The organism is Stenotrophomonas sp. PvP093 (assembly GCF_017876915.1).
GTDB lineage: Bacteria > Pseudomonadota > Gammaproteobacteria > Xanthomonadales > Xanthomonadaceae > Stenotrophomonas > Stenotrophomonas muris.
Genome location: NZ_JAGIOX010000004.1, coordinates 1,638,648 through 1,650,753, shown reverse-complemented (window position 1 = coordinate 1,650,753; position 12,106 = coordinate 1,638,648). Strand labels below are relative to the sequence as shown.

Annotated in this window: 15 protein-coding genes; 7 read left to right on the top strand and 8 right to left on the bottom strand. The window is 67.3% G+C overall.

All coding sequences use genetic code 11. The features are described 5' to 3' along the window. Positions 1-5: 5 nt before the first annotated feature. Both J3A72_RS10145 and J3A72_RS10140 read right to left on the bottom strand, forming a co-directional pair. The gene (locus J3A72_RS10145; RefSeq protein WP_049405891.1) at positions 6-887 is read right to left on the bottom strand and encodes a DUF3298 and DUF4163 domain-containing protein; all 882 of its coding nucleotides are present in this window, start codon (positions 885-887) and stop codon (positions 6-8) included. A 37-nt stretch (positions 888-924) separates the two neighbouring features. Next, positions 925-1,227: a GNAT family N-acetyltransferase gene (locus J3A72_RS10140; protein ID WP_006455911.1), complete on the bottom strand. Its 303-nt coding sequence runs from the start codon at positions 1,225-1,227 to the stop codon at positions 925-927. Between the two features lie 208 nt (positions 1,228-1,435). On the opposite strand from J3A72_RS10140, the gene J3A72_RS10135 reads away from it, so the two are divergent. Next, the gene (locus J3A72_RS10135; protein WP_014037806.1) at positions 1,436-1,597 is read left to right on the top strand and encodes a hypothetical protein; all 162 of its coding nucleotides are present in this window, start codon (positions 1,436-1,438) and stop codon (positions 1,595-1,597) included. Between the two features lie 43 nt (positions 1,598-1,640). On the opposite strand, the gene J3A72_RS10130 is transcribed toward J3A72_RS10135, so the two are convergent. Together J3A72_RS10130 and J3A72_RS10125 are read right to left on the bottom strand one after the other, a co-directional pair. Then, positions 1,641-2,267: a rhomboid family intramembrane serine protease gene (locus tag J3A72_RS10130; RefSeq protein WP_014647735.1), complete on the bottom strand. Its 627-nt coding sequence runs from the start codon at positions 2,265-2,267 to the stop codon at positions 1,641-1,643. 7 nt (positions 2,268-2,274) lie between these two features. Further along, complete coding sequence (locus J3A72_RS10125; RefSeq protein ID WP_014647736.1) at positions 2,275-3,840, bottom strand: oligopeptide:H+ symporter; 1,566 nt, start codon at positions 3,838-3,840, stop codon at positions 2,275-2,277. A gap of 162 nt (positions 3,841-4,002) precedes the next feature. Here J3A72_RS10125 and J3A72_RS10120 point away from each other — a divergent pair, with 162 nt between their 5' ends. Further along, positions 4,003-4,851 (top strand): endonuclease/exonuclease/phosphatase family protein, encoded by an 849-nt coding sequence (locus J3A72_RS10120; RefSeq protein WP_049405898.1) that lies wholly within the window; start codon positions 4,003-4,005, stop codon positions 4,849-4,851. A gap of 131 nt (positions 4,852-4,982) precedes the next feature. On the opposite strand, the gene J3A72_RS10115 is transcribed toward J3A72_RS10120, so the two are convergent. Further along, complete coding sequence (locus J3A72_RS10115) at positions 4,983-5,594, bottom strand: superoxide dismutase (RefSeq protein WP_005410310.1); 612 nt, start codon at positions 5,592-5,594, stop codon at positions 4,983-4,985. Between the two features lie 219 nt (positions 5,595-5,813). On the opposite strand from J3A72_RS10115, the gene J3A72_RS10110 reads away from it, so the two are divergent. After that, on the top strand, positions 5,814-6,266 hold the full coding sequence (locus tag J3A72_RS10110; protein ID WP_041863621.1) for a ribonuclease domain-containing protein: 453 nt from the start codon (positions 5,814-5,816) through the stop codon (positions 6,264-6,266). Next, on the top strand, positions 6,266-6,679 hold the full coding sequence (locus J3A72_RS10105) for a barstar family protein (RefSeq protein WP_053495370.1): 414 nt from the start codon (positions 6,266-6,268) through the stop codon (positions 6,677-6,679). Before J3A72_RS10110 ends, J3A72_RS10105 begins: the two co-directional genes overlap by 1 nt. 128 nt (positions 6,680-6,807) lie before the next feature. Here J3A72_RS10105 and J3A72_RS10100 read toward each other — a convergent pair whose 3' ends face one another. After that, positions 6,808-8,568: a hypothetical protein gene (locus tag J3A72_RS10100; RefSeq protein WP_053495369.1), complete on the bottom strand. Its 1,761-nt coding sequence runs from the start codon at positions 8,566-8,568 to the stop codon at positions 6,808-6,810. 10 nt (positions 8,569-8,578) lie between these two features. Then, positions 8,579-9,178 carry an NfuA family Fe-S biogenesis protein gene (locus tag J3A72_RS10095; protein WP_014037813.1) on the bottom strand — a complete coding sequence of 200 codons (600 nt, stop codon included), beginning with the start codon at positions 9,176-9,178 and terminating at the stop codon, positions 8,579-8,581. Positions 9,179-9,268: 90 nt separating this feature from the next. On the opposite strand from J3A72_RS10095, the gene J3A72_RS10090 reads away from it, so the two are divergent. From J3A72_RS10090 to zupT, 3 genes are all read left to right on the top strand, one after another. After that, positions 9,269-9,619, top strand: a complete 351-nt coding sequence (locus J3A72_RS10090; RefSeq protein ID WP_014647741.1) for a 4a-hydroxytetrahydrobiopterin dehydratase — start codon at positions 9,269-9,271, stop codon at positions 9,617-9,619. Then, complete coding sequence (locus J3A72_RS10085; protein ID WP_014647742.1) at positions 9,616-10,032, top strand: energy transducer TonB; 417 nt, start codon at positions 9,616-9,618, stop codon at positions 10,030-10,032. The genes J3A72_RS10090 and J3A72_RS10085 overlap by 4 nt, the downstream gene beginning before the upstream one ends. Before the next feature lie 98 nt (positions 10,033-10,130). Beyond that, entirely contained in the window at positions 10,131-10,940 is an 810-nt protein-coding gene (gene zupT, locus J3A72_RS10080; RefSeq protein ID WP_075076680.1) for a zinc transporter ZupT, read from the top strand. Between the two features lie 102 nt (positions 10,941-11,042). Here the strand turns inward: zupT and J3A72_RS10075 are convergent, their stop codons facing one another. Then, positions 11,043-12,017, bottom strand: coding sequence for an RluA family pseudouridine synthase (locus tag J3A72_RS10075; RefSeq protein WP_049403782.1), 975 nt, complete (start codon positions 12,015-12,017; stop codon positions 11,043-11,045). Positions 12,018-12,106: the final 89 nt, after the last annotated feature.

Below are 12,106 nucleotides of genomic sequence, written 5' to 3'. Positions count from 1 at the left end.
TGCGGTCAACCGCGTGCGAACAGCTCCACGTAGTCCTTGGCCACGTGAGGCAACAGCACCGCCGCCGGTACATCGGCGGTCTGGGTGCCGTCCGAGTATGGACCCACCTGGTACGGCGGGAAAACAAAGCGCAGCGCGGTGATCTGCCCCTTGTCGTCGGTCAGTGGCTGGAACTGGCTGAAATTGTCGGCCTGCGGGCCGGTTCCGTCGGCGATCATGCGCGATGCGTTGCGCAGCGATTCCTGCAGCTGGGCCGGGTCCATGTCCTCGCCACTGAGGCGGGTGGCCACGCGTTCGCGCAGCTGGTCGGCGACGAAATCACTGATCGCCTTCCAGCCCTTGGCATCGGCCACCAGCTTGTCGGCACTGAGCATCTGCTGCTGCTGCGGCAGCCACACGAAGCGCGCCACCAGCGGCTCGCCGTGGGCGCCACCCGTGTAGCGGCTGCCGTCGGCACTGACCACCACCAGCTGCGGGGTTTCAAGCAGCTTCTCGAAGCTCAGCGACAGCTCGTAGGGCATGGTCGGCTTGTCGTTGCCCAGCCCGTCCAGCGCCTGCTGCAGGTCGCTGCGCGCACTCGTCGCATAGCTCTGCAGCGCGCGGGCCAGGCCCGGATAACGGTCGATACCGGCCGGGTAGCTGATGCCTACCACTTCGCGCTCGTTGTTCTCGATCACGTCGCGCAGGTCCAGCGGCGCTTCCGTGGCCGGCGTTTCGCCTGCGGCGGTGGCTTCGGCGGCGGGCGCCGCGTCGGTCGCCGGTGCCGGCTCGCTTTCACGCTGGCAACCGGCCAGCAACAGCACGCCCACCACGCCGGCCAACACGCTGCCGTGCAATGGCCGGTTGTTTCCAATCTTCATCGGGATCCCCTGTTCATGTTTGTACATCATCGCCTGCCATGGCTGAAGCGTGACCCGCTGGCGTTCAGCCAACGAGCAGGTCGTGGTACTCCTCGTGGCGCTGCAGGAAGGCTTCGGCGTAGGAACATGCCGGCACCACCTTGTATTTCTGCTCGCGCGCGAAACGCAGTGCCACGCGGGTCAGCTCACCGGCGATGCCACGGCCGGCGATCGGCTCGGGCACCTCGGTATGGGTGATGACCATGCGCCTGCGCTTGATCTGGTAATCGAGCACCGCCAGCTGTCCGCGCACACGTGCGGTGAAGCGGTGGTTGGCCAGGTCGTGCTCGACCTCATAGGCCAGACCGGGGGGCGTGACCGAAGCCATGGAACTGTCTCCTGCGGCGACTGCGTGGATGGTGCGCAGCCGGGCGCCATGATCGCGTGAAGCCTGAACAGGGGCAAGTCCAGTCCATTCACGTCAGTTTTCGCCCTCAAGCTGGAGGCGGGCCGGCCGCTATCGCCTATGGAGGGGTACGGCCAGGCTGGCACGACCCTTGCGACCGTTGACCATGCGCACCACCGTGGAGGCTCCCATGCACGCCAGCAATTCCCATTCCGATACCGACCGCGCCCTGCTGGAGGGCCTGCTGCAACTGGCGGTGGAAGGGCAGACCGAGGATCAGGATTTCCAGCGCATCGGCGAGGAAGTGTTCGCCCGCCTGCTGGATACCTACGGCCAGCAGACCGCAGCCTGACCCGGCCGGGGCGGATCGGACCCGATCCGCCCCGCTACCCGCATCAACCGCCGCCGAGGCGGAAGGTCGGGTTGGAGAGTTCGCGCAGGAAGTGGGTGAAGATGCTCGGCTGCATGGCCAGCATGAAGATCACGCCAAACGCCGCACCTGCCAGGTGCGCGCTGTGGTTGATGCGGTCGCCACCGCGCCTGTCCATCCAGATGCTGTAGCCGACGTAGAACGCGGCATAGATGATCGCCGGTGCCGGGATGAAGAACACCAGGATGATCGACCACGGCTTGATCAGGATGAAGGCGAACAGCACCGCCGATACCGCCCCGGACGCCCCGAGGCTGAGGTAGTTCGGGTTCTTCTGGTTCTTCAGGTAGCTGGGCAGGATCGAGACCAGCAGCGCGCCGATGTAGAACGCCGGGTAGGTCAGGTAGCTGCCGGTCAGCTGCACCATCACGCTCTCGATGAATCCCCCGAAGAAGAACAGGGTGATCATGTTGAAGATCAGGTGCGACCAGTCGGCGTGGATGAAGCCATAGGTCACCAGCCGGTCGTACTGGCGGTGACGGTCGATGGCCGGCGGCCACAGGATCAGGCGGTCGGCCAGCTTGCGGTTGTTGAACGCCATCCACGACAGGATGGCGGTGATGGCGATCAACAGCAGATTGACGGGGGTCATGTCAGGCTCAGGCGCTACGGTAGTTGTCGACCATACGATAGCGTTTCGCGTACCAACCGAAGGCCAACGCCGCGACGAAGGCGAAGCCGGCGAAGAAGAACATCAGGAACGCCGCCTCGCTCAGGCCCGTGCCCGCGATCTGGTGGGTGACCGTGTCGTTGCGCACCGCTGCGTTGGACAGCAGCACCCACAGGTTGCCGATGGTGGTGGTCAGGTTCCAGAAGCTCATCACCACGCCCTTCATCGCCTGCGGTGCCTGGCTGTAGGCGAACTCCAGGCCGGTGGCCGAGACCAGCACCTCACCGAAGGTCAGCAGCGCGTACGGCAGCATCTGCCAGAAGATCGACATGGCGTTGCCGCCGTCCATCACCACCTGGATGCCACCCACCACGATCCAGGCCAGGCCACTGAAGGCGATGCCGGCGGTCATGCGGCGCAGCGCGGTCGGTTCGAAGCCGAAGCGGCGCAGGGCCGGATACAGCACCAGGTTGTTGAACGGAATCAGGATCATCACCAGCAGCGGGTTCAGCGCCTGCATCTGCGAGGCGGTGAACCAGCTTGGCATCTGCATCTGCTGGCCCTGCAGGACCCAGGTCGAGGCCTTCTGGTCGAACAGCGAGAAGAACGGCGTGGTCAGCGCGAAGATCACCAGCACGCGCAGTACCGAGCGCACGCCTTCCACGGCTTCGGCCGGATGCTGGCCACGGGCGCGGTCCAGCTGCAGCCAGGTGCCGCCACCGATGCCGGCAAGGATGGCCACCAGCGCCAGGCACAGGCAGATCACGATGCCCAGCGAACCGACCAGGCCGAACGAGGCCACCGCCAGCGCCAGGCCAAGCACGGCGATCACCAGGCCCGGACGGCCCTGGCCAGCCACGCGCGTGGTCAGCGCGGTACGCACCACGTTGGCGAACGAATGCGGGTCCTTCGGCGGCAGCGGCACCAGCACGTAGCGCCTGCGGCCCAGCCAGAACACGAAGGTAGCGATGAACATCAGGATGCCCGGGATGCCGAACGCCCACTGCGGGCCCCAGTTCTTCAGCACCAGCGGGATCAGCAGCGAGGCGAACAGCGAGCCGAAGTTGATGATCCAGTAGAAGGCGTCGAAGACGATCTTGGCCAGGTGCTTGTTGCTCTGGTCGAACTGGTCGCCCATGAACGAGGCCACCAGCGGCTTGATGCCGCCGGCACCGAGCGCGATCAGGCCCAGGCCGAGGAAGAAGCCCTCGCGGCTGTTCTCGAACAGCGCCAGGCACAGGTGGCCGGCGCAGTAGACCAGGCTGAACCAGAGGATGGTGTGGTACTTGCCGAAGAACCTGTCGGCCAGCCAGCCACCGAGCAGCGGGAAGAAATACACGCCGATCATGAAGCTGTGCATGATGTCCTTGGCTTCACCGGCACGGCCTTCGGCAGTGATTTCCTGCAGCAGCAGCGAGGTGATCAGGAACTGCACCAGGATGTTGCGCATCCCGTAGAAACTGAACCGCTCGCAGGCCTCATTGCCGATGATGTACGGAATCTGGCGCGGCATCTTTCCCTGGCCGGCGATGGGGGCGACTGCGTCGTGGCTCATCCTGTAAGGCATTCCTGCAAAGCGAAAGGCGCAAGGTTACCGGAACCGGGGCTTGCGAAGCACGCTGCAGGGCTGCATGACAACGGTGCCAATCCATGGCAGGCAGTGCAGGCCCTGCCGGAAGTCACGGCACCTGCACGACAAAAGCGTAAACTTATCGTTATGCGCCCCCTCGCCCACGCCCGCCTCCTGCTCAGCTGCCTTGCGCTGTTGCTGGCGTTGCAGGCGCAGGCACGACCACAGGCGCCGGCCGCCGTTGCCAGCGAGAGCGACCCCAGGCAGCTGACGGTCGCCGCGCTGGAGCTGCCCAGCCGCGATGACGCGCAATGGAAGCAGCGCCGCGAGCAGGTCGCACAGCTGCTGACCGAGCTGCAGCCGGACGTGATCTCGGTGCAGCAGGTGCTGCAGCAGCAGGGCCGCAACCCGGCCTGCTGGCTGGCCAGCCGGCTGCGCTACAGCTGCGACTTCGTTACCGCCGATCCGCCCAGCCAGCCGCTGCGGCATGGCAACGCCATGCTGACCCGGCTGCCGGTCAGCGAGGACGGCGTGACCCTGCTGCATCCTCCCGGCACCTTCAGCGCGGCCGGCATGATGCGGCTGAGGCTGGGCGAGGCGCTGGTCAACATCTATGTGGCGCGGCTGCGCCCGGACCCGGACGAGGCCAGCGCCCGCCAGCACCAGACCAGCGACCTGATGACCTGGATCGGCGCCACCGCCGAAGGCATGCCGAGCCTGATTGCCGGCGATTTCTCGGCCAGCACGGTGGAACTGGTGCGCAGCACGCCGGGGTTCCAGCCGGCCCGGCGCAATCCCGGCGGCCGTGCCGAGGCGCCGGCGGCCAGTGGGGGCGGCAGCAGCGGCCACGGCCTGGATGTGCTGTTCCAGGTCAAGCATTTCGGCGGCATCCGCCAGCAGCCGATCCTGCTGCCGGCCGACGGCGACCTGCCCGGCCTGCGTCTGGGTGTGATGGCGACCCTGCGCCTGCAGGGCGATACGGCCACTGCGGAATAGGTAGTGCCGGCCGCTGGCCGGCTCCCCCGGTACTGCACGGTTGCCGGCCTGCGGCCGGCACTATCGAACGACTGCTGCAACAGAAAAGGCCGGGGTCTCCCCCGGCCTTCTCATGTCATCCCGTCACGCGATCAGGCGATCGCTTCCTGGTAACGGCGCTCGACTTCGTTCCAGTCGATGACGTTGAAGAACGCGCCGATGTATTCCGGGCGGCGGTTCTGGTACTTCAGGTAGTACGCGTGTTCCCACACGTCCAGGCCGAGGATGGGGGTGTTGCCTTCCATCAGCGGGCTGTCCTGGTTGCCGGTGCTCTCGACCACGACCTTCTTGTCCGGGGTCACGCTCAGCCACGCCCAGCCACTGCCGAAACGGGTCAGCGCGGCCTTGGTGAAGGCATCCTTGAACTTGTCGAAACCGCCCAGGTCCTTGTCGATGGCCTTGGCCACGTCGCCCACCGGGTTGCCGCCGGCATTGGGGGCCATCACGGTCCAGAACAGCGAGTGGTTGGCATGGCCACCACCGTTGTTGCGCACCGGGCCCTGCAGGTTCTCCGGCAGCGACTTGAGCTTCTTCACCAGCTCTTCGACCGGCAGGTCAGCGTACTCGGTGCCTTCCAGCGCCGCGTTGACGTTGTTGATGTAGGTCTGGTGATGCTTGGTGTGATGGATTTCCATCGTCGCCGCATCGATATGCGGTTCCAGCGCGTCGTAGGCGTAGGACAGCTTGGGCAGGGTGTAGGCCATGATGCATCTCCTGATTGCGAGGGCACCCGACGATGTCGGGCGGTGCGCGGTGAATGATGGGGACAGACCGCCAGATTACCAAGGGGGATGTAAAGGAAATTGCGTCCTGCCAGTGAGCACGACGGCAATTGTTACGCAGCAGTGACGCAGCGCTCTCCTCATGCACCGTGCAGCGCACAGGCGCTACAGTGCGTGTACTACCCTCGCCCGCCCCTGCCCATGCGCAACCCCCGGCTGCTGATCACCGCCATCGCCCTGCTGCTGCTCGGCCTGGTCGCCAACCATTTCCTGCAAAGGCCGCCAGCGCCGCAGTTCGCGCCCGACCTGCAGGGCACGCCTGTCGCGCGCGCGCCGGCCACCGCCTCGCCCGGCAAGGACAGCGGACTTCCCGCGTTCCTGCCCGCCGAAGCGCGCGCTACCATCGCCCTGATCCAGCGTGGCGGTCCATTCCCGCACCGCCAGGACGGCAGTACCTTCGGCAACCGCGAGCAGCAACTGCCGCAGCGCGCGCGCGGCTACTACCGCGAATACACCGTCGACACCCCTGGCGCGCGTACGCGTGGCACGCGTCGCATCGTCACCGGCGGCGATCCGCCGGAAGCGTGGTACTACACCGACGACCATTACGCGTCATTCCGCAGCTTCACCGTACCGGCCCAGGGAGCGCAGTGATGAGCCACGATGATTTCGGCCTTGGCCTGCATGACATCAACAACGCCGGCGTCTACGCCATCGACAGCGACGACATCGGCGCACTGGCCGCGGCGATGCGCGATGCCGGCCTGAAAGTGATCCGCATCGATCTGGAGGGCGTCGCGGACAAGCGCACCCTGCTCGCCCGTTTGGCCGCACAGCTGGATTTCCCGGCCGGTTTCGGCGGCAACTGGGATGCGCTGTCGGACAACCTGCGCGACCTGCAATGGCTGCCGGCCAATGGCTACGCGCTGTTCCTGGCCGACGTGGACGCGCTGCGCGCCGGTGCGCAGAAGGACTTCGACACCCTGCTGGACGTGATGGACGAGACCAGCCGTGACTGGGTCGGCCGCGACGTACCGTTCTGGGTGTTCCTGTCGCAGAGCGCGTAAGGTCACTGCCTTGGCCGGCATGCACTGACGCCTTGGCAGAGGCCGATCTTGGTCGGCGCTTCTGTGCCAACCCAGGTTGGCATCTACCAAAGCGCGGGCCGGCCAGCGCATCGGGCGCGGCCGAAGCTTTAGCGGCTCCCGTTGTCTTCCTGCAGTTCCTTCTTGAACGGGATGTCCGGCGGCGGTCGTGCCACGGCCGGCTGGTCCTGCATGTTGGGGTTGGTCAGGCCACAGCCGCCACCGGCCTGCAGGATCGAAATGACGCAGGAGATCCTTGTGTTGGTGCCCGGCAATGGAATCTCCATCGCCTTGACGCCCTTGCGCACCCATTCGGCCAGCAGCGATTCCTGCGGCACCCAGTATTTGTCGAACGAGGTCGGCGTGTAGTCGTACGGCGGGCGCTTCAGCCAGGTGCCGGACTGCGCAATGCGCTCCTTGCTCCAGCCGTCGTTGGCACCGCCGGGCGCACCGCGCGCGGCATGGCCATCGCCCTCCTGGCCAGGCACGCGCACGCTGCCATCGGCATTGAACAGGCCGCTGCCCTTGCCGGCGGTACTGGCCTGGCGGGTACCGTTGCTGCTGCCGTCGCGGTTGCGGCTGGAAGACCCCCAGTCATCGCCCTTGGCAGGCGTCGCCCAGTTGCCTGGATCAGGCGCCGGGCGCGCTCCCGCGTTTGCGGGTGTGCTGCTGGATGCTGACGGACGCGCGCTGCTGCTCGCCTGCGTCGCGCTGCCCTGGGCCGCAGTCGCGGGCGTCGCCGTGGCACTGCCACTGGAGGATGCCGGCGCTGCCACCGGTGCCGAGGCCACTTCACGTTCCCGCACCTGCACGTCGCGGCCAGTGGGCGCGCGTACGGCGGGCTCACGCCCGGCCACCGCCGCCATCCGCACCTGCGGATCGGCCACGGCCTGCACTTCACGTTCGCGCACCTGCACGTCCTGCTGCGGCACGCGCACCTGCACTTCCGCGCTGCGCAGCGGTTGGGGAGCCACCGGCGCGTCGACCGTACTGACTTCGCGTTCGCGCACCTGGATGTCACGCACCTGCGGCGTGCGCACGGCCAGTTCCGGGGTACGCACCGGGCTTGGTGTCGGCGGCGCCTGCACCGGCTGCACGCTGCGCTCGCGCACGGCGGGTGTGCTGTCACGCGGCACGACGCTGACTTCGGTGCGCGGCACACTGACCGGCGGCACCACGAAATCCGTGCTGGCCTGCGCCACTTCGGTGGCCTGGACGGGCGAAGGCGGCGGCGCGGCCACCGGCGCCGGCTCGGCGTCGGCTGGCGGTGGTGGAACGCTGGCGGTCGGCGCGGATGCCGGGGATGAGGCGGTGGTTTCGGCAGCCACCGGACGCGGCGCAGGGGCCGAGGCAGCGCCCGCCTCCTGGCCCGGCGCAACCCGACCTGCCGCCGCAGCCGCAGCCGCTTCGGCGCCCGGCTGATCGCCACCGCCTTCCTGCGACGCGCGGCCGACGAACTCCACCTGCACGCGCTCGCCCTCGGTGCCCTCTTCGTCCGGCGCGCTGGTACGGATCACCGCCACCCACAGCAACAGCACGAAGAACAGCAGGTGCAGCAGTGCACTGACCAGTGCCGAGGTCCAGCGCATCCAGCGCTGGTCGCGCGGCGCGGCGTCCCAGTCCTGCCAGAACAATCGGCGCAGCGCCTGCCACGGCGACAGCCGCGGCGACTGGCCTGGCGGGCCCGGCAGCGGGCGCGGCAGGAAAACTGCGATAACCTCGCGGGCATGGAACGGCCGCGGCAGTGGCCCCAGCGAGCGCAGCCACAGCGCCCAGCCATAGGGCAGGCGCGTGGACTTCTCGAGGACGGCGCGGGGCTGCTGGCGCGCCAGCAGCAGATCAATGAGTTGCTCGGCCCGGGTCAGAGGCACGCGTCAGCGATCAGGCGACGTTGCCGCGCGGAATGTAAGGCGCGTGGCCGCTGTCATGATCGGTCGCGTCACGCACGGCGGTCACGCCCGGCACGCGGCCCATCAGGGTTTTTTCGATGCCCTGCTTGAGCGTCACATCGGCCATGCCGCAGCCCTGGCAGCCACCACCGAAGCGCAGCAGCACCACGCCGTCGGACGAGACTTCCTGCACGGCCACCTTGCCGCCATGCGAGGCCAGCTGCGGATTGACTTCGTTCTCCACCACCCAGTGCACGCGTTCGACCAGCGAGGCCGCATCACCCGGCGCTTCGCCCTTGATGCGCGGCGCCTTGATGGTCAGCTGCTGGGCACCGGCGGTGCCGGCGACGATGTCGATCTCGGCGCCATCGAGCCAGCCAACGCTGCCGGCGTCGACATAGAGGGTGAAACCATCGCAGTCCACCGCCCACTCGTCACCGAGCAGGTCGGTCGGTTCGGCGAATTCCAGCCGGGCATCGGCGCGCGGCGTACCGGGGTCGACCGCGCTCAGGCGCACGCCCATGCCGGGCACGCCCTCGCGTTCGATCAACTTGCGGAAATGGGTCTGGGCAGTGTCGGAGATCTGGATCATCAGGCTATTCTAGCCAAGTAAGCGTCAGCCGCTCATTCGGTTTATACACCGTCCGGCGCATTGTTCAGTCAACACGAGGTGGAGATTCCCATGGCCGACCTGATTCCACTGGCCCAGGCCCGTTGCGTGCCGCGCAAAGGCAGCGACCACAAGCTCGGCGAGGCCCGCCTGGCCGAACTGCTGCCGCAGGTTCCCGGCTGGGAGCTGAGCGAGGGTGACCAGGCCCTGTCGCGTACCTTCCGCTTCAAGGATTACTACGCCACCATGGCCTTCGTGAACGCGCTGGCCTGGATCGCCCACCGCGAGGACCACCACCCGGACCTGGGCGTGCACTACGACCGCGCGGTCGTGCGCTTCTCCACCCACGATGTGGGCGGGCTGAGCGAGAACGACTTCATCTGCGCGGCCAAGACTTCGGCCCTGACGGAGCAACTGCCATGAACGTACGTTTGCTGAGCCTGTCCCTGATCGCTGCGACCGGCCTGGCCGGCTGTGGCGCGTCCGAACCGCCGTCACCGCCACCACCGCCGCCGACCGAAGTGGCCGCGGTGAAGACGCCGCCGCCGCAGTACCCGCTGGAACTGGCCTGCATGGGCGTGGGCGGCACCAGCACCTTCAAGGTGACCATCGGCACCGACGGCAAGCCGAGCGAGGTTGCGCTGTTGACCGGGGCTGGCAACCCGCAGCTGGACGAACTGGCCAAGACCGCCGTGCAGGGCTGGCAGTTCAAGGCCGCTACCCGTAACGGCCAACCGGTGCCGGCCACCATCCAGGTTCCTGTCAGCTTCAACCCGCCACAGCCGAAGCCGGACCAGTGCTTCGCCATCGAAGAACGCCTGCGCCGCGGCGGCTGATCGCGCGCACCCCGACGGGGCCTGCCGACGCCCGCCTCGCCCTCGCCGCCCCGGCCCTGCCCGGGGCGGCTGTCTGTTGACCAGGATCGCGTGGGTTGATGCTGCAGATTCCCCCTGAAAACATCTGGATCGCACTGGCGGTCACGCTTGCCGCAGGCCTGGCCACCGCGATCGGCAGCCTGCTGGTGCTGTTCTCGCGCCGCCCCAGCCCGCGCCTGCTGGCGTTCGGCCTGGCCTTTGCCGGTGGCGCGATGGTCTATGTGTCGCTGTCGGAGATCCTCAACAAGTCCATTGCGTCGTTTGCACTGGCGTATGGCGAGCGCACCGGCTTCACCTACGGCATCTTGGCCTTCCTGCTGGGCGTGATCGTGATCGTACTGATCGACCACTTCATTCCCAATCCGCATGACAGCCTGGACAAACAGGACCCTGCGTTCCGCGAGAACAGCCGCGAGTACCTGAAGCGGGTCGCGCTGCTGACCTCGGTTGCGATCACCGCACACAATTTCCCGGAAGGGCTGGCGACCTTCTTTGCCACGCTGGAAAGCCCATCGGTGGGCATGCCACTGGCCTTCGCCATCGCCATCCACAACATTCCCGAGGGCATCGCGATCGCGGTGCCGGTGTACTTCGCCACCCAGAACAAGTTCTACGCGTTCAGTGCCAGCCTGCTGTCCGGCCTGGCCGAGCCCGTGGGCGCGGCGCTTGGCTACTGGCTTCTGTCAGGATCGCTGTCGCACGCCACGTTCGGCTGGGTGTTCGGCCTGATCGCCGGCGTGATGGTGTTCCTGGCGCTGGATGAGCTGCTGCCGGCGGCCAAGCGCTATGCCAAGGGCCACGAGACGGTTTACGGACTGGTGGCCGGCATGGGCACGCTGGCGATCAGCCTGGTGCTGTTCAAGTGGTGAGGGGTTCCCGGCTCGCCCTGTAGAGTCCAGCCATGCTCGACTGGCTTTCCGCGCGGCCCGACCGAGGCGCAGTCGAGCGTGACTCGACGCTACGGGAGATCCTTACTTCAGCCGGTCCAGCGCCTCGACCAGCTCATCCGCCAGCGGCGCGTTCAATACGTATGGGCTCTTGCCGTCATCCAGCGCGAACTCCAGCGAGGCCGCATGCAGGAACAAGCGCTTCAGCCCGATCTGCTCACGAAGCCGCTTGTTGACCGCTGGATCGCCGTATTTGTCGTCACCGGCCACCGGATGCCCCAGATGCTGGGCGTGCACGCGGATCTGGTGGGTACGGCCGGTCTCGATGCGGACTTCGCAGTACGAATGGCCACCGCGGCGTTCCAGCACCCGGAAGTGGCTGATCGACTCCTTGCCGATCGCATTGACCTGCACATGGCGCTCGCCGCCCTGGCGCAGGCCCACGTGCAGCGGTGCGTCGACCGTCATCACGCCGTCGGGCATGCGCCCGGCCAGCAGCGTCAGGTAGCGCTTGCGGATGCCGGCGCCGTGGTCTTCACGCAGCAAGGCCTGCAGTTCGCTCAGCGCCGAGCGCTTCTTGGCCACGATCAGCAGGCCCGAGGTGTCGCGATCCAACCGGTGGACCAGCTCCAGGGTCTGCCCCGGGCGCAGCGCGCGCAGGGTCTCGATGGCGCCGAAGCTGATGCCGCTGCCGCCGTGGCTGGCCACGCCGGTCGGCTTGTTCAGGGCCAGCAGGCGGGCGTCCTCGAAGACGATGGCCTGCTCCAGGCGGCGCATGAACGCCTCCGGCGGACCGGCCTTGTCTCCCTCCTCAGTGAGACGGACCGGTGGCACGCGCACCTCGTCACCGGCCTCGAGCTTGCGTTCGGCCTTGGCGCGGCCACCGTTCACCCGAACCTGGCCACTGCGCACCAGCTTGTAGACCAGGCTGCGCGGGGCGCCCTTCAGCTGGCCGAGCAGGAAGTTGTCCAGGCGCTGGCCGGCGCGGTCGGCGGGAACGGTGATCATGCGCACGGAAGGCTTGTCGCCAGCGGGTTTGGTGGGGTCTTGGGCGGTCATCAGGCTGTTTATTCTGTTACACTCGGGGGGCGAGATAAGGGATTGATTTCGTTGGAAGTTACTCAGGGCCAGAAGCCCAGCTTCCGACG